This is a genomic window from Micromonospora sp. NBC_01740 (genome assembly GCF_035920365.1).
Classification (GTDB): domain Bacteria; phylum Actinomycetota; class Actinomycetes; order Mycobacteriales; family Micromonosporaceae; genus Micromonospora; species Micromonospora reichwaldensis.
On record NZ_CP109150.1, the window covers coordinates 6,435,041 to 6,452,688 of the forward strand.

The 17,648-nt window shown below is 74.5% G+C and carries 16 protein-coding genes and 1 pseudogene; 10 read left to right on the plus strand and 7 right to left on the minus strand.

Annotation, left to right across the window (positions count from 1 at the left end; all coding sequences use genetic code 11):
* The first annotated feature begins 21 nt into the window (after positions 1 to 21).
* The 6 genes from OG989_RS27905 to OG989_RS27930 all read left to right on the plus strand — a co-directional run bounded on the left by OG989_RS27905 (position 22) and on the right by OG989_RS27930 (position 9,082).
* Positions 22 to 1,017, plus strand: coding sequence for an AAA family ATPase (locus tag OG989_RS27905; protein WP_151457674.1), 996 nt, complete (start codon positions 22 to 24; stop codon positions 1,015 to 1,017).
* Positions 1,018 to 1,029: 12 nt separating this feature from the next.
* Positions 1,030 to 2,184: a DUF58 domain-containing protein gene (locus OG989_RS27910; RefSeq protein WP_327028964.1), complete on the plus strand. Its 1,155-nt coding sequence runs from the start codon at positions 1,030 to 1,032 to the stop codon at positions 2,182 to 2,184.
* Between the two features lie 134 nt (positions 2,185 to 2,318).
* On the plus strand, positions 2,319 to 4,718 hold the full coding sequence (locus tag OG989_RS27915) for a DUF3488 and transglutaminase-like domain-containing protein (protein WP_327031247.1): 2,400 nt from the start codon (positions 2,319 to 2,321) through the stop codon (positions 4,716 to 4,718).
* 197 nt (positions 4,719 to 4,915) lie between these two features.
* On the plus strand, positions 4,916 to 5,578 hold the full coding sequence (locus OG989_RS27920) for a GNAT family N-acetyltransferase (RefSeq protein ID WP_151456881.1): 663 nt from the start codon (positions 4,916 to 4,918) through the stop codon (positions 5,576 to 5,578).
* 148 nt (positions 5,579 to 5,726) lie between these two features.
* On the plus strand, positions 5,727 to 6,794 hold the full coding sequence (locus OG989_RS27925) for a DUF2855 family protein (protein WP_327028965.1): 1,068 nt from the start codon (positions 5,727 to 5,729) through the stop codon (positions 6,792 to 6,794).
* Between the two features lie 527 nt (positions 6,795 to 7,321).
* The gene (locus tag OG989_RS27930) at positions 7,322 to 9,082 is read left to right on the plus strand and encodes a substrate-binding and vWA domain-containing protein (RefSeq protein ID WP_327028966.1); all 1,761 of its coding nucleotides are present in this window, start codon (positions 7,322 to 7,324) and stop codon (positions 9,080 to 9,082) included.
* Positions 9,083 to 9,141: 59 nt separating this feature from the next.
* On the opposite strand, the pseudogene OG989_RS27935 reads toward OG989_RS27930, so the two are convergent.
* Positions 9,142 to 9,429 (minus strand): annotated as a pseudogene (locus tag OG989_RS27935) (dehydrogenase); the annotation flags it as partial.
* Between the two features lie 51 nt (positions 9,430 to 9,480).
* Between OG989_RS27935 and OG989_RS27940 the strand changes: the two are divergent.
* Positions 9,481 to 9,699 (plus strand): DUF2855 family protein, encoded by a 219-nt coding sequence (locus OG989_RS27940; RefSeq protein WP_225852446.1) that lies wholly within the window; start codon positions 9,481 to 9,483, stop codon positions 9,697 to 9,699.
* Between the two features lie 153 nt (positions 9,700 to 9,852).
* Here the strand turns inward: OG989_RS27940 and OG989_RS27945 are convergent, their stop codons facing one another.
* A complete protein-coding gene (locus tag OG989_RS27945; protein ID WP_151456878.1) occupies positions 9,853 to 10,278 on the minus strand; it encodes a hypothetical protein in 426 nt (141 codons plus the stop codon).
* Positions 10,279 to 10,483: 205 nt separating this feature from the next.
* Between OG989_RS27945 and OG989_RS27950 the strand changes: the two genes are divergently transcribed.
* Positions 10,484 to 11,731: a sensor histidine kinase gene (locus tag OG989_RS27950; protein WP_327028967.1), complete on the plus strand. Its 1,248-nt coding sequence runs from the start codon at positions 10,484 to 10,486 to the stop codon at positions 11,729 to 11,731.
* A 48-nt stretch (positions 11,732 to 11,779) separates the two neighbouring features.
* On the opposite strand, the gene OG989_RS27955 is transcribed toward OG989_RS27950, so the two are convergent.
* The 3 genes from OG989_RS27955 to OG989_RS27965 all read right to left on the minus strand — a co-directional run bounded on the left by OG989_RS27955 (position 11,780) and on the right by OG989_RS27965 (position 14,442).
* The gene (locus OG989_RS27955) at positions 11,780 to 12,481 is read right to left on the minus strand and encodes a response regulator transcription factor (RefSeq protein ID WP_327028968.1); all 702 of its coding nucleotides are present in this window, start codon (positions 12,479 to 12,481) and stop codon (positions 11,780 to 11,782) included.
* 198 nt (positions 12,482 to 12,679) lie between these two features.
* Positions 12,680 to 13,471, minus strand: a complete 792-nt coding sequence (locus tag OG989_RS27960) for an SDR family oxidoreductase (RefSeq protein WP_327028969.1) — start codon at positions 13,469 to 13,471, stop codon at positions 12,680 to 12,682.
* Positions 13,468 to 14,442, minus strand: coding sequence for an LLM class F420-dependent oxidoreductase (locus OG989_RS27965; RefSeq protein WP_327031248.1), 975 nt, complete (start codon positions 14,440 to 14,442; stop codon positions 13,468 to 13,470). Before OG989_RS27965 ends, OG989_RS27960 begins: the two co-directional genes overlap by 4 nt.
* A gap of 126 nt (positions 14,443 to 14,568) precedes the next feature.
* On the opposite strand from OG989_RS27965, the gene OG989_RS27970 reads away from it, so the two are divergent.
* Complete coding sequence (locus tag OG989_RS27970) at positions 14,569 to 15,453, plus strand: DUF1028 domain-containing protein (protein WP_327028970.1); 885 nt, start codon at positions 14,569 to 14,571, stop codon at positions 15,451 to 15,453.
* Between the two features lie 35 nt (positions 15,454 to 15,488).
* On the opposite strand, the gene OG989_RS27975 is transcribed toward OG989_RS27970, so the two are convergent.
* Positions 15,489 to 16,154, minus strand: a complete 666-nt coding sequence (locus OG989_RS27975; protein ID WP_327028971.1) for a maleylpyruvate isomerase N-terminal domain-containing protein — start codon at positions 16,152 to 16,154, stop codon at positions 15,489 to 15,491.
* Between the two features lie 101 nt (positions 16,155 to 16,255).
* Here OG989_RS27975 and OG989_RS27980 point away from each other — a divergent pair, with 101 nt between their 5' ends.
* A complete protein-coding gene (locus OG989_RS27980; RefSeq protein ID WP_327028972.1) occupies positions 16,256 to 16,708 on the plus strand; it encodes a YbhB/YbcL family Raf kinase inhibitor-like protein in 453 nt (150 codons plus the stop codon).
* Positions 16,709 to 16,712: 4 nt separating this feature from the next.
* Here OG989_RS27980 and OG989_RS27985 read toward each other — a convergent pair whose 3' ends face one another.
* Positions 16,713 to 17,600, minus strand: a complete 888-nt coding sequence (locus tag OG989_RS27985) for a phosphatase PAP2 family protein (RefSeq protein WP_327028973.1) — start codon at positions 17,598 to 17,600, stop codon at positions 16,713 to 16,715.
* Positions 17,601 to 17,648: the final 48 nt, after the last annotated feature.

Here is a 17,648-nt window from a genome sequence, read left to right on the forward strand (position 1 = left end):
CAGGCAAGGAGCACCACCCGCGTGAACACCCCAGAACCGCTCACCCAGCCGGAGGTGCAGGGCTTCGCCGCCCTCGTCGCCCGGCTGGCCGAGAACGTCAACGCGGTGGTGCTGGGCAAGCCCCAGGTGGTCCGGCTGGCGCTGACCGCGCTCTTCGCCCAGGGGCACGTGCTGCTGGAGGACGTGCCGGGGGTCGGCAAGACCACCCTGGCCCGGGCCGTCGCGGCGACCGTGAAGGGGCAGTGGCGGCGCATCCAGTTCACCCCTGACCTGCTCCCCTCCGACGTGTCCGGGGTGACGATCTTCAACCAGGCCACCCGGGGCTTCGAGTTCCACCCGGGCCCGGTCTTCGCCAACATCGTCATCGCCGACGAGATCAACCGGGCGTCACCGAAGACCCAGTCGGCGCTGCTGGAGGTGATGGAGGAGCGCACCGTCACCGTCGACGGCGTCCGGCACCCGGTGCCGCAGCCGTTCCTGGTGGTGGCCACCCAGAACCCGGTGGAGATGGACGGCACGTACCGGCTGCCGGAGGCCCAGCTCGACCGCTTCCTGGTGAAGCTCTCCGTCGGCTACCCCGACGAGGCGGTCGAGGTGGAGGTGCTGCGCGGGGCGACGGTCCGCTCCCCCGAGGCGCTGACGGCGGTCACCGACACGGCCACCGTCGGGGAGATGGTCCGCATGGCCCGCCGGGTGCACATCGCCGAGCCGCTCTACGCGTACGCGGTGCGGCTGGCTGCGGCCACCCGCACCCACCCGCAGGTGCGGGTCGGCGTCAGTCCCCGGGGCGTGATCGCGCTGACGAGGGCGGCGTGCGCGTACGCGCTGATCGACGGGCGGGGCTGGATCATGCCGGAGGACCTGAAGACCCTGGCCGAGCCGGTCTTCGCGCACCGGCTGCTGCTCACCCCCGACGCGCAGGTGCGCGGGGTGACCGCCGCCGAGGTGCTGCGCCAGGCGGTCGCCTCGGTTCCGGTGCCGCTCCCCTCGGGCCAGCCGGCCCCGGTCCAGGGCTGACCGGCGACGCCGGTGTCCGCGCTCACCGCCCGGTGTGTCGGGCTGCTCGTCGCCGCCGTCGTGCTGCTGGGCGTCGGATTCCGCTTCGCGTACCCGGAGTTGACGCTGCTCGGGGCGGCGGCCGGCATCGCCGTCGGGTACGCCGTGCTGAGCGCGGCGTGGCGGCCCCGCCTTGAGGTGACCCGCAGCGCCGACCCGGACCGGGTGGCGCGCGGCGAGCCGGCGGCGATGACCCTGACGGTGCGCAACGCGGGGCGGCTGCGGGCGGCGAGCCTGGTGGCCGAGGACCGGTGCGGGGACCGGGCGGTTCCGGTGCCGCTGCTGCGGCTGCGACCGGGCCGGGACACCACGGTCCGTTACGAGGTGCCGACCGCCCGCCGGGGCGTGGTGCCGGTGGGGCCGCTGCGGGTGACCCGGCGCGACCCCCTCGGCCTGGTGGCGCTGGCCCGCCCGTACGGCGGCACGGTGCCGGTCTGGGTGCACCCGCGCGTGCACCCGCTGAACGCGGTGCCCACGGGGGCGGGGCGCAGCCTGGACGGCCGGGTGGACAAGGTGCCGCACGGCTCGATCACCTTCGACTCGCTACGCGAGTACGTGGTCGGTGACGAGTTGCGCCGGGTGCACTGGCGGACCAGCGCCCGGGTAGGTGAGCTGATGGTGCGGGAGAACGTGGACACCAGCCTGCCCCGGATCGTGGTGCTGCTGGACAACCGGGCGGCGGCCCACCCGGAGCGTCTGGACGGGGTGGCCGAGTCGTTCGAGTCGGCGTGTGAGGCCGCCGCCTCGGTGCTGGTGGCCGCGTACCGCGAGGATCTGCCGGTGGTGCTGCTGCTGGTCGCGCCGGAGTCGGCGGGCGGTGACGCGGCGGCGCAGGGGCCGCTGGACCGGCTCGCGGCGGCGGAGCTCGCCGACGGGGGTGACCTTCAGCCCGCCACCACCCGGCTGCGGCGGGAACGGCTCGGCGACACGCTGGTCTTCCTCACCGGGCCGGGCGGCCGGGACGACCTGGGGACGGTGGGCGCGCTGCGGGCCGCGTACCCGTCGGTGGTGGTGGGGGTCTTCGGGGCGGCGGAGCCGGCGCCGTCGGGCGCGGCCGGCCTGGTGGTGATCGACGCCGCGGACGGGGCGGCGTTCGCCGCCGAGTGGGACGGGGTGCGCAGGTGGTGACGGTGGCCAGCGGCGGTCCCGACGGTCAGGCGGGGCGGGGCACCGGCGGCGCCGCGACGGACGCCGCCGGGCCGTCCGGGGTCGGCGGCGGAGCTGGCGACCCCGGGTCGGCCGGCGGCGGTGGGGTCGCCCGGGTGGCGCGGGCGCTGCGGGCCGTCCCGGTGCCGCTGGCGCTGATCGCGATGATCGGCCTGGCCGGCGCGGTACTCGGCCGGGTCTATGCCGGCCCGCTGCTGACCTGGCTGGTGCTCGGGGCGGCGGTCGGCTCGGTGCTGGTCAGCGTGGCCGCCCGCCGGCTGCCCTCGTGGCTGGTCGCACCCGTGTCGGTGCTCGCGATGGCGGGCTGGACGGCCTGGTCGCTGCGGCTCACCGCGACCCGCGCCGAGCTGCCCGGGGGCCTGGCCGAGGTGACCGCCGACGCCGCCGCGAACGGCATCCCCCGGCTGCTGACGGCGATGATCCCGGTGGAGCCGACCCCCGACACGGTGCTGGTGCCGCTGGTCGCCGCGTGGCTGGCCGGTCTCGCCGGGGCGGAGGTCGCGATGCGGGCGGGTCGGGTGCTGCTCGGCTACCTGCCGCCGGTGCTGCTCTACGCCGCCGCGCTCTACGTGGTCGGCCCGAACGCCGATCCCGCGATCGGGCCGACGCTGGCCCTCGTGGCCGTGGCGGTGCTCGGGCTGGCGGTGCCGCCGCGCGGGGCGGCCGGCGCCGACGCGGCCGCCGGGCTGGCCCCGGCGGTCCGCGCGGCCGTCCGGGCCCGGCTCGCCGCCGCCTCCGCCGCCGGCCTCGCGGTGGTCGTCGGCCTCGTCGCGCTGCTCGGTCCGCTGCTCGCCGGCCAGGTCGACGGCCGGCCGGTGGACCCCCGGCGGTACGTCGAGCCGCCGCAGGTGGAGACCCTCGACGAGAACCCGCTCATCCGGATCTCCGGCTGGGCGCTGAACCCGGGCCAGCAGCTGCTCGACGTGCGTACGCAACGGTCGGGCCCGCCGGATTCCGCGCCGGCCGAGGAGCCGGGGGCCGCCCCCGGGCCGGGCGCCGCCGCACGCCCGGTGCCGATCCGGCTGGCGGTGCTCAGCGACTACGACGGCGTGACCTGGCGGGTCGGCGCCACGTACCGCAACGCGGGGCGGATCCTGCCCGTGACGGCGCCGGCGGCCGACAGCACCGTGGAGACGGTACGGCAGGAGATCACCGTCGCCGGGCTGAGCGGCCGGCTGCTGCCCGCCGTCGCCACCCCACGCCAGGTCACCGGCGCCCGGGTGGCGTACGACCCGACGACCGGGACGCTGATCCGCCCGGAGGGCCTGACCCCGGGGCTGCGCTACGACGTGACGTCGGCGCTGGAGACGCCCGACTCCAACCTGCTCGCCACGGCGGACGTGCCGGCCGGCGAGGAGGTGGCCCGGGTGTTGCGGGTCGCCGACGGGGTGCCGGAACCGTTGCGCCGGCTCGCCGCCCAGCTGGCCGAGTCCAACGGCGCCCCGTACGCGCGGGCCGCCGCCGTGGAGCAGTTCCTCGCCGAGCACTACCGCCTCGTCGCGGACGCGCCCAGCGGGCACGCGTACCCGAACCTGAACTTCTTCCTCTTCGGCCCCCGCAACGCCGGCGGGCAGCGGGGCACCTCCGAGCAGTTCGCGGCGGCGTTCGCCGTGCTGGGCCGGCTGACGGGGCTGCCGACCCGGGTGGTGGTGGGCTTCCGTGCCGCCGGCGACGGTCCGGTCCGGGCCGGCGACGCGTACGCCTGGCCGGAGGTGCTCTTCGAGGGGCTGGGCTGGGTGCCGTTCGACCCGCTGCCCAGGCCCGACGAGGAGCCGCGCCCGGTGGAGGAGGACTTCCGCCCCGCGCCGGAGGAGCCGCCCCCGTCGGAGGTGCCGGAGCCCACGGTCGAGCCGACCGTGTCGCCGGAACCGGCCGCCGCGCCGGGCGGGCGGGCCGGCTCCGGTGGACCGTCGACGGCGCTGCTGGTCGGCGGCGGGACGGGCGGCGTGCTGCTGCTGGTCGTGGTCGCGCTGCTCGCGCTGCTGCTGATGCGCCGGGCGCTGACCCGGGCGCGGCTGGAGCGGGGCGACCCCGGCCAGCGGATCGCCGGCGCCTGGCGGGAGGTGACCGACGCGCTGCGGCTGTCCGGGCACCCGGTCGGCGGGAATCTCTCCGCCTCCGAGGTCGCCGCCCACGCCCGCCGGGCCGTCGCCGATGCCCGCGCGAGGCGGTCCGGGCACGCCCCGACGACGGCCGGCCCCTCCCCCGGTCCCGCCGGCACCGCCCCGGGAGGCACCGCCCTGAGCGGCCCCGGACCGGGAGGCACCGGACCGACGGGCACCATGACGGCTGCCGGCGACCTGGACGCCCGGGTGGACGAGCTGGCGGGGCTGCTCAACCAGACGGCGTTCGCCCCGGGCACGACCACTGCGGAGCAGGCCGCGCGGGCCACCACGACGGCCCATGACTACGTCGCCACGCTGCGCGCCGCCCGCCCCTGGTGGCGCCGGCTCCTCTGGTCCGTGCGCCCCGGTCCCCTCCGCTGGCGCCGCTAGGCCCCCTCCGCGACGTGGCGCCGTCCGCCGGGCCCCGCTGATCACCCGCGACGACACTCCTGCGGCGCCAGCGGCTGCGACGCGTCTACGTCGCATGATTCCGTGCACAACGGTGGCCGCCGGTGCCACCACCACATCCATGGGGCGCCCTGTCAGACCGTCATGTCGGGACCAATGTCCGCTGGTACGGTCTCGGCGTGCTCGACGGTCTGTTCACCTTGCACGAGAACTCGCTGATCGCCTCATGGCGACTGCTCGCCTCGGTGGATCCGGAAGGCGAGGTCGTCGACGATCAGGACGCGGTGACCATGTCGCATTCGCATCCGGCCCTGTGTAACGCACTGTTGCGCTCGCCGAGGGGGCTCGACCGGATCCGAAAGGTGTTCGGCGAGCGTCACCATGCGGTATGGGTGCGGCAGCCCGGCGACGGCCTCGAAGTAGTGGGGTATCGGCGCAACGAGTGCACGGTGCCGATGGTGCTTGAGCTTGCCGGCTGGGATCGACCACCTGCTGTGCCCGTGGTGGCGGTGGCGCCGGGTGACGTGGCGCAGCACAGCGGTGTGGGCCGGTCGATGCTCGCGGACCTTCCGCACACCTACGGCCATGCGACCGAGCGGTGGGAGTCCTGGGCGATCACGATGACGACCGGTGCCGTAGCGAACATCTCGTTCGTCACTACCCGTGAGGAGTTCCAGCGGCGCGGCCTCGGCCGGGCCGTCATGACGCGAGCGCTGCTGGACGCACGGTACCGGGGCGAGAGGTACGCGACCCTGCAGTCCACCCCGGCCGGATTGCGGCTCTACCGGGGGCTCGGGTTCCGTGACGTCGGAGTCTGGCAGGAATGGGTTCCGGCGCCCTGATTGCCCGCGCGGTCACGACGCATCCCCGCTACCGGCCACAGGTGCGGCACCTTCGTGCGGCCGGTCGCCACGTCCATTCGGACCGCGAGTGGGATTTTGCACTCGCAGTGCACTTGTCTCGGCCTCCGGGGCTGCCTAGCGTCGCATCATGCCTGCTTCCTGGACCTTCGCCGTTGCCCGTGACGACCTGAGCCGGACCACCCTCGTCGAAGGCACGACGCCCACCCTCGCCGACGGCGAGGCACTGTTGCGAGTGGACCGCGTCGGCCTGACCGCCAACAACGTCACCTACGCGGTGCTCGGCGACTCGATGCGGTACTGGGAGTTCTTCCCGCCCGGCCCCCGTGGGCTCGGCCCGCAGTGGGGACTCCCGCCGCTGTGGGGCTTCGCCGAGGTGGTCGAGTCCACGGTCGAGGGGGTCGCGGCGGGGCAGCGGGTCTACGGCTACCTCCCGCCGGCGGGTCACCTGGTGGTGCGGCCGGACCGGGTGGACGCCTCCGGATTCCGCGACGCGAGCGCGCACCGGGCCGACCTGCCCTCGCCGTACAACGTGTACCGGGCGACCACCGGCGACCCGGCGTACCGGGAAGACCAGGAGGACCTGCTGGTCCTGTTCCGGCCGCTGTTCTTCACCTCCTTCATGCTGGCCGACCAGGTCGTCGACAACGACTTCTACGGGGCGCAGTCACTGGTGCTGTCGTCGGCATCGAGCAAGACCGCGTACGCCGCCGCCTTCGAGCTGCACGGCCGGGGCCCGCGCCTGGTCGGGCTCACCTCACCCGGCAACCTCGCGTTCACCCGGTCGCTCGGGTGCTACGACGACGTCGTCTCCTACGACGACATCCACGCCCTCGACGCCGTACCGACCGCCTACCTCGACCTGTCCGGCGCGCCCGCCACCCGGGCCGCGCTGCGGGAGCACCTCGGCGACCGGCTCGTGCGCGACGTCGCGGTCGGACTCACCACCCAGATCCCGAACGCCGACGCCGCCGGAGAGGTGTTCTTCGCCCCGGTGCAGATGCGCAAGCGCCGCCAGGACTGGGGCCGCGACGGGCTCGACCAGCGGTTCACCGACGCCTGGCAACGGTTCACCGGGGTCGTGGGCGAATGGCTCGACGTCCGGACCGGATCCGGGCCCGACGCCCTGGAGCGCGCCTGGTCGGAGGTCCTCGCCGGCCGGACGCCGCCGCGTGTGGGTCAGATCGTCCAGTTGTGAGCGGTGTCCCGGCCCCGGACGGGCTGCGGGCAGACAAGCCACTCACCGCTTTTCTGGGCGAGGGGTCCACCGTCATCGCTGCCGCCGCTCCCGCCCCGGGTGCGGCACAGCCCCCTGGGCCGCGTACCGCTCCTGAATGGAGGGTGCGGGACGCGACAGGCCGGACCTGCGGGCCGTGCCGTCCCCGACATCGCCGTCCGTCGAACCGCCGAGACGGCACGACACGCCGGAGGCGAGTGGCTTTCGGGCTGGCGGGCCGTGACACCATACCTCTGTCGTCCGTCGCCTCGGCGCGGCTCGTCAAGGTTCCGGTGGAGTCACAATGGCTGGGCCGAAGGGGCAGCGATGCCGGGCACGCCGCCGGGTTCGTGTGATCCGCGCACGGCGGGGCCCTGCCAGCTCATCGGGCGGCCGGGCGTGGGCGGCCGGGGCGCCGTCCACCCGGGCAGGGACGGACACGGCTACCGGGGAGCGGTCAACCCGGCAGGCCATCGCCGACGCCACCGCCGCACCTCTGGAGGGAACCGATGGTTTCAGGTCGACCGACTGCCCGGCCGTGGCTGCCGTACGCCGTGGCCATCGTGGCCGGATCCGCGGTCATCGCGGCGGCCTACCTGATCGCCCGGCCGGCGGCGGACGCCGTGTGCACGCCGCTGGAGGTCAGCGCGTCGATCGAGAAGGACGTACTGCTCGGCGAGCTGGCGGAACGCTACAACAAGAGCGATCGGCGAGTCGGCGACCGGTGCGCCGTGGTGACCGTGCACGGCCTCGCCTCCGGTGCCTCGACGGACGCGCTGGCCGGCGACTGGGCGGCCGAGCAGCCCGACCTGCCACGGCCGCAGGTGTGGTTGCCGACGTCGAGCCTGTGGACCGGGCAGTTGAAGTTGCTGGACGAGGCCGCCGGACGCCCGGCGCAGACCCCCGGCCGGTACCCGTCGATCGCGAACAGCCCGCTGGTGATCGCCATGCCCCAGTCGAAGGGAAAGCACCTCCAGCAACAGGGCCCACTCGGCTGGGGTGAGGTCCTCGGCTCGTCCGGGCGCACGGGCTGGGCCACCTTCGGCCGCCCCGACTGGGGGCGGTTCAGCTTCGGCAAGGTCAACCCGAACCTGTCCACCTCCGGGCTGGCGGCCACGATCGCGAGCTACTACGCGGCCATCAACCGGGCCAGCGACCTGACCGAGAGCGACGTCGCGAATCCGGCGGTGACCCAGTTCGTGCGCCGCATCGAGGCCAACGTGTCCCACTACAGCGACGACATCGTGGACCTGTTGAAGGACCGCGCCGAGGCGGACCTGTCCAGCGCCGACACGGCGGCCCCGACGGACATGAGCGCGGTGGTGACGCAGGAGGAGCTGGTCTACCAGTACAACGAGGGGAAGCTGAGCCCGACCCCGGGCAAGAAGCCGAGGGTCCCGCTGGTCGCGCTGTATCCCAAGGAAGGCACGTTCAACCTCGACCACCCGTACGTGGTGCTCCCCTCGGCCAGCCCGGAGCAGCGTGACGCCGCCGCCGACTTCCTGAAGTTCCTGCAGGAGCCGCCGCAGCAGCAGAGCTTCAGCCGGCACGGGTTCCGCGACCACGAGCGGAACGCGGCCGGCCCGTTGATCGCCGCCGTCGGCGGGCGGAGGGCCGAGAACCTCACCTACTTCGACCCGCCGGATCCCGCCGTGGTCAAGGCGATCCTCACCGGCTGGGGCACGCTGCGGAAGAAGGCCAACATCCTCGTGGCCGTCGACACGTCCGGTTCGATGAACGCGAAGATCGGTGACCAGACCAGGTTCCAGGTGGCGACCAGGGCCGCCGCCAAGGGCTTCGGCCTGCTGAACTCCGAGGACAAGGTCGCGCTCTGGTCGTTCTCGTCCGAGACCCCGCAGCGGCCGAAGTCGCCGTACAGCGAGGAGGTCCGGCTGTCACCCTTCAACCAGAAGGCGCTCACCAAGGAGCTCAACAATCTCCACGTTGAGGGCGGCACCGCGCTGTACGCCACCGTACGGGCGGCACACCGGCACATGCTCGATCACTACGACCAGTCCCGGATCAACGCGGTGGTCGTGCTGACCGACGGCACGAACGAGTACACCAAGGACAACAACCTCGGCCGGCTGCTGAAGGATGTCGCGTTGGATCCGGAACGACCGATCAAGATCTTCTGCATCGCCTTCGACGAGAAGTCCGACTTCGGGAAGTTGGACCAGATCGCCAAGGCGTCCGCGGGCAAGGCGTTCGACGCCCGCGACCCGGCGAAGATCGACGACGCTTTCGTCAAGCTCGTCAGCAGCTTCTAGCGCCACGTGGCCGCGCCCCGCACGCGATGCGGCGGCGAACCGCATCCGCGCGGCCGGGTTCAGGATCGCAGGCGGCGGACGAGTTTGCGCAGGCCGGACTGCCAGCCGTCCGGGTCCTCCGCCTTGCGGCGGGCGTAGTCGGCGACCTCGGGGTGCGGGAGGATCAGGAAGCGCTCCTCGGCGATGCCGGCGACCGCCGCGTCGGCGACCTGGTCGGCGGTGAGCACCGCGCCGGAGGCGGCCACGACCCGCGCGCCCAGGTGACCGGCGGCCAGCCCGTCGGCGAGCATCGGCGTGTCCACGCCCTGCGGGCACAGCGCGCTGATCCGGACGCCCTGGTCGCGGAAATCGCGGTCGGGCTCACCACTTAGACGCCGAACGCCGACGCCGCTGAGGAGGTGTTCTTCGCCCCGGTGCAGATGCGCAAACGCCGCCAGGACTGGGGCCGCGACGGGCTCGACCAGCGGTTCACCGACGCCTGGCAGCGGTTCACCGGGGTTGTGAGCGGGTGGCTCGACCTCTGGGTCGACGCCGGCCACGACGCCCTGCGACGTGCCTGGTCGGAGACGCTCGCCGGCCGGACGCCGCCACGTGTGGGTCAGATCGTCCAGTTGTGAGCGGCGTTCCACGACGTCGCCCCGGTCCCGGCTGCGGCCGGGACCGGGGTTTGGCCCGCGCGGTCAGGCGCACCACGGCGCGGCGACAGTGGCCGGGCCCGCCACCTGTCGCCGCGCCGGATCCGTGCGGGTGCCGCCGCCTGCGCCGGTCGTTCAGGAACGATAGAAGATCGTGCTGTAGCTTCCACAGATGTTGGCGCTCAGGGAATTGTCGGTGCATTCTTTGATCTCGACCCGCGTAACATTCGAGGCAAAGTTGTAGGTCCTGGTGACCGTCGAGTTCGTGCCGTTGTCGTTGGCGAGTTCCTCGTAGCGCGTTCCACCGTCCCGGTAGTAGGCCGCGAGCCGCGCCTTCGCGTTGCGGTCGTTCGCCACGGTGTCCTTGACCTGCACCTTGACGTACAGTCGGCCGTTGTCACCCCACCACCAACTACCGTGCACCCAGGCGCCGGAGACATCCGCGCTCGTGTTGCTCATCGACCATTCGGTGGCTGCCTGGGCCGGGGCCGGAGAAATCACGACCGTACCGACCAGAGCGGAAATTCCCAAGAGGGCGGCGGCGAAACGACGCTTCTTCAATTCGTACTCCCTTTAGTGGTTGGCTTGCACCTGAGACGTTAATTCGCACGGCGTCCGTCCACATCGTCCCGTTGGTTGATCCCCTACCACGACCGCTGCGGTATCCGGATCGGCTGACTACCGCAGCGGTTGTACGGCACCATCCGCGGGACACCGGCCCTCATCGCCACCGCTCGACCTCGCACCGACCACTTAGGATCTACCGGTGCCACACCGCGAGCGGCTCCGGCAACGACTGCACGACGTGCCCGCGACGGTCGTCGACGCGGCGGTCGCCACCGGCATCGTGGCGGTCACCGCCTGGATGGGGCGCGACTACCAACTGCCCGGCTTCCGCGAGTTCGACGGCACGGCCCTGGTCCTGACCTGCCTGGCCAACATCCCGCTCGCGGCACGCCGCCGCGCCCCGGTGACCGTCCTGCTGACCTGCTGCACCGTGGTGGCGTGGTTTCTCACCCTCGGCTACGTGCCCAGCCTGAACCTGTTCGGGCCGCTGCTCGCGATGTACACCGTGGCCGCGACGCGTCCCACCCGCACCGCCCTGCCGGGGGCCGCGGCCACGGCCGGGGTGACCTTCTACAGCGGCATGGTGGTCGAGGTCTACACGCTGTGGACGGCGCTCGCCCAGGCGCTGGTGGCGACCCTGGTGGCCTGGCTGTTCGGGGCCGGGGCCCGACGGCTGGCCGACCGCAACCGGCGACTGCTCGCCCTGGCGGAGGAACTGCGCCGGGAGCGGGAGGCCCGGGCCCGCAGCGCGGTCATGGCGGAACGGATACGTATCGCCCGCGAGCTGCACGACGTGGTCGCCCACCACATGTCGGTGATCTCGGTGCAGGCCGGCCTGGCCCGGTACGTCCTCGCCACCGATCCGGCGACGGTGGGCGCGGCGCTGGACACCATCGCCGACAGCAGCCACGAAGCGCTGGAGGAGATGCGCCGGATGCTCGCCCTGCTCCGGGTGTCCGACGCCGACCCGCGAGGCGAGGGCGACGGCCGCGACCCCGCACCGGGGCTGGGTCGGCTCGACGAACTCGTCGAGCGGATCAGGGCCGCCGGCGTCCAGGTCACGGTGGTGGTCGTGGGTTCGCCCCGCCCACTGCCACCGGGGACGGACCTCTGCGCGTACCGGGTGGCGCAGGAGTCGTTGACGAACGTCCTGAAGCACGCGCGCGGGGCCCGGGCGAACGTCACGCTCGACTACGGCCAGCCGGAGCGGCTGACCATCCGGGTCGCCGACGACGGCCCCGGCGCTCCTGACGGGCCGGCGCACGGCCACGGTCTCGCCGGCATGCGCGAGCGGGCACGACTGTACGGCGGAAGCCTGCACGCCGGCACCGCCCCGGGCGGCGGCTTCACCGTCACCCTCAGCCTGCCCGTCGGGGTCGTCCCACCCGGCAGGCACGAGCCGGGGGTCACCGGTCGGCGGCCGTCGCCTCCGGCCCGGCCCGCCTAGCCTGCCTGCTGTCACGTCCGGTCCAGGAACTCCAGGACACCCATGCATCTATGGCGGATTGGTGAACCCCCTCTCACCTGGCCGGACCAGACCGGACTCGTACGCCAGGACCACCGCCTGCGCCCGGCTGGCCAGGTCGAGCTTGGCCATGGTCCGGTTCAGATGGGTCTTGACGGTCGCCTCCGCGATCACCAGGCGCCCGGCGATCTCCGAGTTGTCGAGGCCCGTGCCGACCAGCCGCAGCACCTCCCGCTCCCGTCCGGTGAGGACGTCGAGCGCCGGCAGCGCACCGGGCCGCGGCGCGGCGGAGGCGGCAAACGACTCGACGAGTCGGTGGACCACGCGGGGTGTGAAGAGCATGTCCCCGCGCGCCACGGTGGCGACGGCGGCCAGCAGCCGCTCCGGGGGCGTGTCCTTGAGCAGGAAACCGCTGGCCCCGGCACGCAGCGCGTCGTAGACGTACTCGTCGGTGTCGAACGTGGTCAGCACGAGGACGCGGGGCGGGTCGTCGCCGGCCGCGGCGATGATCTCACGGGTGGCCGCGATCCCGCCGACGCCAGGCATCCGGAGGTCCATCAGGACCACGTGGGGCCGGGTGGCGGCGGCCACGACCACCGCCTCGGCGCCGTCGGCGGCCTCACCCACCACCCGCATCCCTGGGGCGGCCCGAAGCAGGGCGGCCAGACCGGCGCGAATCAGCACCTGGTCGTCGACGACGAGAACCCCCACCGACCTACTGCTGCGGGACATGAGCCTCCTGGTCCTTGCGGTTCGACGCCAACAGCGGGCGGGTTCGACGCCGACAGCGGGCAGGTTTGGTCCGAATCGCGGGCGGGCGCGGCCCGAGCCCACGCCCACGCGCGCCGCGCGCTTCGGTCACACGCGCCGCCGGGAACCGGCCCGGTCGGACCTCCGCTGTCGCCGGTCGACCCTGCCCGACGACAGCGGCTACGCCCTCAGCCGACGGACGAGTTTGCGCAGGCCGGACTGCCAGCCGTCCGGGTCCTCCGCCTTGCGGCGGGCGTAGTCGGCGACCTCGGGGTGCGGGAGGATCAGGAAGCGCTCCTCGGCGATGCCGGCGACCGCCGCGTCGGCGACCTGGTCGGCGGTGAGCACCGCGCCGGAGGCGGCCACGACCCGCGCGCCCAGGTGACCGGCGGCCAGCCCGTCGGCGAGCATCGGCGTGTCCACGCCCTGCGGGCACAGCGCGCTGATCCGGACGCCCTGGTCGCGGTAGGTGACGGAGAGCCACTCGGCAAAGCCGACGGCGGCGTGCTTGGTGGTGGCGTACGGGGCGTCGCCGACCGAGGTCAGCACGCCCGCCGCCGAGCAGGTGTGCAGCAGGTAGCCGCCGCCCCGGGCGAGCATCGCCGGCAGCACCGCGCGGGCCGCGTAGACGTGGGAGAGCACGTTGACCCGCCAGGCGCGGTCCCAACCGGCGTCGTCGACCTCCATCCCGCCGCCGGAGGTGACGCCCGCGTTGGCGCAGAACAGGTCGATGCGCCCGTACCGCTGCTCGGTGTCGGCGACCAGCGCGCGGACCTGCTCCTCGTCGGTGACGTCCAGCCCGACGGCGCGGGCGACGGGGCCGAGGCCCTCGGCCACCGCGCGGGCCGCCTCGGCGTCGAGGTCGGCCACCACCACGGCGGCGGCACCCTCGGCGGCGAAGCGACGGGCCAGGGCCGAGCCGATCCCGCCGGCCCCACCGGTGATCACCACCACGCGGTCAGTCAGGTTCACCGCGACCCACCCCCACCCAGGCGCGCGATCAGGTCCCCCAGCGCCGCCGCACCACCCGCAGCGAGCTCGGGGGTGGGCAGCAGGGCCAGCACCGGTACGTCCACGCCAGCGTCGGCGTAGCGGCGGACCTGCTCGCGGCAGCGCTCCGGCGAGCCGTGCAGCACCAACGCGTCGACCACGTCGTCAGGCACCGCCGCGCCCGCGCCGCGCCGGTCCCCGGCGGCCCAGGCCCGCCACATCGGCCCGAGCACCTCCTGGCGGCCCAGCCAGCGGTGGAACTCGGCGTACGCCGGCACGGTGAGGTAACTGGTGATCAGCCGGCGGCCCAGGGCGCGGGCGTGCACGGCGTCCTCGGTCGGGCAGACGAAGATCCGCGCGACCACCTCGAAGCCGGGGCGCCGCTCGCCGACCTCGGCGAGGGCCCGGGGCACGTCGGTGGCGGCGAGCCAGTTGAGGATGACGCCGTCGGCCTCGGCGCCGGCCAGCCGCAGCATCCCCGGGCGCAGCGCGGCGAGCAGCACCGGCGGCGGCACGGCCGGCTTGCGGTCCAGGGTGAAGCGGCGCACGGCGAAGGTGTCGTACTCCTCGTCGACGGTCTCCCCGGCCAGCGCCGCGCGCAGGAACCGCAGCACGTCGCGGGTGCGCCGGAACGGCTCCTCGAACGGCACGGCGTTCCAGTTGCCCACGACGACCGGCGAGGACGCGCCGATGCCGAGCGCGAACCGGCCCGGGGCGGCGTCGGCCAGCGCCGCCGCGCTCATCGCCAGCAGGCCCGGGCCCCGGGTGAAGACCGGCGTGATCGCGGTGCCCAGGCGCAGCCGGGGCTGCCAGGCGGCGGCGAGTGCCAGCGGGGTGAACGCATCTGCCCCGTTGACCTCCGAGGACCACACGTCGGTGAAGCCGGCCCCGTCGAGGGCCGCGTAGATCGCGGCGTGCTCGGCGAGCGGGATGCCGTCCAGCGGCACGGTCATGCCCCATCGCGTCGTCATCGGTCGATCGTGCCCGCTCGCCGGGCCACAGAGCAAGATCCCGTCGACGATCCCACATCCATCGAAGCCTGGGGATATGCACGCAGCGGAGGGAGCTACTCTCCATGCGTGACCTTCTCGCTCGTCGCCCGCTCCGCCGACGGCCGCCACCACGGCGTCGCGGTGGCCAGCCGGTTCCTGGCCGCCGGCGCGCTGGTGCCGGCCGCCGAGGCCGAGGTCGGCGCGCTCGCCACCCAGGCGCACGTCAACCTCGCCTACCGCCCGCAGGGGCTGACGCTGCTGCGCACCGGGGTGGCCGCGGCCGACGTGGTGGCGGGGCTGGTCGCCGCCGACCCGGACCGGGACCACCGCCAGCTCGGCGTGGTCGCCGCCACCGGCGTGGGCGCGACCTGGACCGGGCCGAGCTGCCATCCCTGGGCCGGCGGTCAGGCCGGCGACGGCTGGGCGGCGCAGGGCAACATCCTGGTCGGCCCGGAGGTGATCGACGCGGTCCGGGACGCCTGGCTGGGCGGGGCCGCGCTGCCGTTCCCCGACCGGCTGCTGGCCGCGTTGCGCGCCGGGGACCGGGCCGGCGGCGACCGGCGCGGCCGGCAGAGCGCCGGGCTGCTGGTGGTCGAGCGCGGCGGCGGGTACGACGGCACCGGCGACGTGCTGGTCGACCTGCGGGTCGACGACCACCCCGATCCGGTGACCGAGCTGGGCCGGCTGCTCTCGGTGCACACCCTGCTCTTCGGCCGGCCCGACCCGGCCACCCTGCTCGACCTGACGGGCGCGGTCGCCGCCGAGGTCGGCGCGCTGCTGGGCGCGCTCGGCCACCCGGTCGACCCGGCGCGGCCGGAGGAGGCGCTCTTCTCCTGGGCCGGCCTGGAGAACCTGGAGGAGCGCCTGGTGCCCGGCCGGATCGACCCGGTCGTGCTGGACCACCTGCGCAGGGCCGCCCCGCACGTGCCCGCCCCGCGCCCGGAGGCGGACCCGCTCGGCGCCGACGCCTGACCCGCCCGCCGGGCCGGGCCCGGGGTCCGCCCGGGTCAGCCGCCGAAGGAGAGCCAGCGGAAGCCGGCGGCGTCGACGGCCCGCTCACGGTCCGTGAGGCCGGCCCGGCCGGTCGCCTTGCGGATCAGCGTGAGCCGGTCCCAGCCCAGCCCGGGCGGGACCGCCCGCCCGCCGGTGAGCAGGTCGGCGACGACCTCCGCCGCCGTCGGCGTCAGCCACGGCCGCCGCTCCAGCGCCGCCGCCAGGTCCAGGCCGTGCACGCCGACCTCCACCACGCGGGTACGCAGGAACTCGGCGAGCGCCATCGCGTCGCCGTGCCGGGTGCGTACCACCCGACCCGGCGGTGCGGCGTCGACGGCGTCGAGGGCGGCCCGCCAGGCCCGGTCGAAGTCGGCCACCAGGGCCGGCCCGTCGAGTTCCCGGGCCTCCCGCCGGCCGCTGTCGACGCGGGCGGCGTCCACGGACGGGGTGAACTTGGCGGCGCCGTAGTAGGCGGCGGCGTCGACCTCGGCGCGGGGCGGGGCGGGCTCGGCGAGCATGTCGACCAGCCGGCCCGCGCCGGTGCGTACGTGGGCCAGCAGTTCGCGTACAGTCCACGGCCGGCAGTCGGTCGGACGGTCGAGATCCGCCTCGTCGACGCCGCGCAGCACCTCGCCGAGCCGCTCGCACTCGTCCCGGAACGCCGCCCGTACGCTCTCCATGGTCCCCTCCCCCGTCCCGCCGACCCTCTCACACCGGCGCGGCCGTTTCGGGTCCCGTCCGGCGGGTACGCGCGGCCGGGCCGACGAGAGGAGCGCCAGGGATGGCCGGGATCATGCTGCGCAGCACCGCGTTCAACGACCACGACATGCTGCCGAGCCGCTTCTCGAAGGAGGGCGGCAACGTCTCGCCTCCGCTGGAGTGGGAGCGGGTGCCGGAGTCCGCCGCCGAGCTGGTCCTGCTCGTCGAGGACCCGGACGCGGGGAGGACGCCGTTCCTGCACTGGCTGGTCACGGGGATCGCGCCGAGCGCCGCCGGGGCTCCGGAGGGCGGCGTGCCCCTGGGCGGCCGCGAGTGGCCCAACGACTTCGGCACCACGGGGTGGGGCGGCCCGCACCCGCCCCAGGGCGACGATCCCCACCGGTACTTCTTCCGGCTCTACGCGCTGGACCGGCCGCTGGAGCTGCCCGAGACGCCGCGGGCGGACGAGGTGCACCGCCTGCTCGTCGAGCGGGACGCCGCGAGCGGGACGATGGTCGGCACCTACTCCCGCTGAGCGGTCAGCCCTTGACCCGGGGCACCAGCCGGTGCACGGCGGCGAGCACCAGCGCCATGACCACGCCCATCGTGCCGACGATCCCGGCGGCGCTGCCGGCGTAGCCGACGAGGAGGGGCCTGCGGGCCAGCTCGCTGGGCGGGGTGGCGCGCAGGTCGACCAGCCAGGAGAGGGCGAAACCGCAGGCCACCACCGCCAGTACGCCGCCGACGCCGAGCACCGTCGCGGCGACCCGGTGGGCGTCAGCCGACTCCACCTGCGCCTGTTCCCGCTGGGTGATCAGCAGCATCAGCCCGGCCAGCGCCGCCCAGACCCCGACCACCAGGAACGCGGCCACCGCGTCGCTGGGCCGGTGCCAGCCGGCGGAGAGGGTGGCCACCCCGGCGATCGCGGCGTAGCCGGCGCCGAGGAAGGCGCCAAGCACCCGCACCTTGCGCGGCAGGACGAGCATCAGGGCCACCGCGACGGAGGCGGCGACCGTGGCGTGCCCGCTGGGCAGGCTGTTGCCGGCGTAGATCCGTTCGGGGTCGATGCCGAAGTCGGGCCGGGCCAGGCCGTACTTGAGCAACTGGGTGGTGGCGTTGGCGCCGGCGATCAGCAGGGTGGCCGTGACGGCCAGGGCGATCCGGCCCCGGATCAGGGCGATGAAGCCGATCACCGCGGTCGCCGCCAGCAGCGAGACGACCGACATGGCGTTGAGGATCCGGTTCACCGGCTCCTCGATGTGGTCCTGCCCGATCCGGTTGCCGGTCAGGGCGACGGTGTCGACCCACTGGCCGATCTCGACGTGCACGGCGACCCGCCACACAGCGATGAAGGCCGCCGCCTGGACGAGCGCCAGGACGACCAACCAGACCGCGGTCCAACCCCTCGGCGTCGTTCGCACCCGCACACCGTAGCGGCAGGCACGGCCCGGTCGGCGGGTGGCCTGTCGCTCGGC